Below are 2,108 nucleotides of genomic sequence, written 5' to 3'. Positions count from 1 at the left end.
TCCGACCGGGCCGCGCGGCAAGGAGATATATTGCCAGACCGGAGGGGTTCCGGGGGCGGGAATCTGGGCGTACACATTTCCTACACAATTCGGAATTCTCAGCTGTATTTACCGGTAATAAAGAGGGGACCTCGTTTCCGAGATCCCCTCCTCCGTCTATCTATAGGAATAGGCTTTCAAAGCCTTAGGCCAACAGCTTGCGACCGGATTCCTCGATCGCGTCAAGTGCTGCATCAGCCTCGGCGGCATCCGCGCCCTTGGCGAAGATGTACAGTTTAATCTTGGGCTCGGTGCCGGAAGGACGAACAATACCCTTGTTGCCGCCCTCAAGATCGAACTCAATGACGTTAGCCTTCGGCAGGCCGTTCACGCAGGTGTTGTAGTCCACGACGGCCTCAATCTTGGACCCAGCAAGCTCCGCAGGCGGGTTCTCGCGCAGACCGGACATGATGCCGGCCATCTTTGCCGCACCCTCAGCACCCGGATAGCTCAGCGAAATCGTCTTGTTGTGGTAGTAGCCATACTTCTCGTACAGCTCGTGCATCGCATCGGCAAGGTTCTTACCCTGGAGCTTGTAATACTGCGCCATCTGGCAAATCAGAAGTGAAGTGCTCACGGCGTCCTTGTCGCGCACGTGGTCGCCGGCCAGATAGCCGTAGCTCTCCTCGAAACCAAAGATAAAGCGATCGACCTCGCCAGCATCGGAAAGAGAAGTAATGATGTCGCCGATGTACTTGAAGCCCGTCAGGCAGCGGCGGAGCTCAAAACCGTACTCGTCGGCCAGAGCGTCAACCATGGCGGAAGAAACGATAGTAGTAACGGCAACCTTCTTAGTGAGGTCCTCACCGCAGGCAGCACGGGTCTTGCAGATATAGTCGAGCAACAGAACGCCCATCTCATTGCCGGTCAGTAGCAGATAGTCATCGCCATTTTTAACGGCAACGCCAACACGATCGGCGTCGGGATCGGTTGCAAGCAGCAAATCAGGGTGAACCTGCTCGCAGAGATCGATACCCTTCTGCATGGCCTGACGGATCTCGGGGTTAGGATACGGGCAGGTCGGGAAATCGCCGTTAGGCTCCTTCTGCTCGGGAACAACCGTGACATCGGTGATGCCAGCGCGCTCGAGCACCGTGGTAACGGGAATGAGGCCGGTACCATTCAGCGGCGTATAGACAAGCTTGAGCGGCGCGCCGGCAATTTCCTCGGCAGAAAGGTTGGTCACGCCACGCGCGAGAACGGCGTCGTAATAACGCTCGAGGCATGAGCCTTCGATCCATTTAACCAGACCCTGCTCAAGAGCCTCATCAAAGTCCATGGACTTCACGCCGGTGAATGTATCGGTCTCGGCGATAGCCTTAGAAATTGCATCGGCGGCCTCGCTGGTGATCTGGCAGCCATCGGGGCCATAGGCCTTATAGCCGTTATACGGCGCCGGGTTATGGCTAGCGGTCATGCAAATGCCACCGGAGCACTTAAGATCACGGACGGCCCAGGAGAGCGTCGGCACAGGAGAAATCTTGGGATACACGAGGGCAGTCACGCCATTTGCTGCAAGAATGGCAGCCGTCGTCTTAACGAACAGCTCACCTTTATTGCGGCTATCGCGAGCGATGGCAACCGTCGGATGCTCAAAGGTCGCATTGAGATAGTCAGCGAATCCCTGGGTCGCACGACCGACCGTATAGATATTCATACGGTTAGTGCCCGCACCGATAGTGCCGCGAAGACCGGCGGTACCGAAGGCGAGATCCTGGAAGAAAGCGTCAGTGATGGCGTCCTCATCACCCTGCTCCTTCATCGTGTTGAGCTCAGCGAGGAGCTCCTCGTCCTTGACATTGGCAATCCAAGTATCAAGCAGCTCATGAACATCTGCCATGTGAGTCCTTCCGTCACAATCAATAAAACGACCCGTGTAAAAACAGGACAAGCGCAGCAGTGCGCTAAAGCAAATATTAGTCCATTGAGAACAGAGAACCGACCAAAGAACGGTGAACGTCTATATTCAGCGGTGGATGATTAAATTGATTTAATTGCATAAGAAATGTTGCCCGTAAACGCAAAAAAGGGGGAGGCCGCGAGGCCTCCCCCTTCTGCAGTTTCGATGA

The 2,108-nt window shown here is 55.4% G+C and carries 1 protein-coding gene; it reads right to left on the bottom strand.

The window, feature by feature from the left end; all coding sequences use genetic code 11:
- Positions 1-184: 184 nt before the first annotated feature.
- Positions 185-1,879 (bottom strand): phospho-sugar mutase, encoded by a 1,695-nt coding sequence (locus DWZ15_RS10225; RefSeq protein ID WP_118450821.1) that lies wholly within the window; start codon positions 1,877-1,879, stop codon positions 185-187.
- Positions 1,880-2,108: the final 229 nt, after the last annotated feature.

This window comes from Collinsella sp. AF29-7AC, from assembly GCF_003475665.1.
Classification (GTDB): domain Bacteria; phylum Actinomycetota; class Coriobacteriia; order Coriobacteriales; family Coriobacteriaceae; genus Collinsella.
The sequence above is the reverse complement of the archived record's forward strand: the minus strand, read 5'-3'. Positions and strand labels throughout refer to the sequence as shown.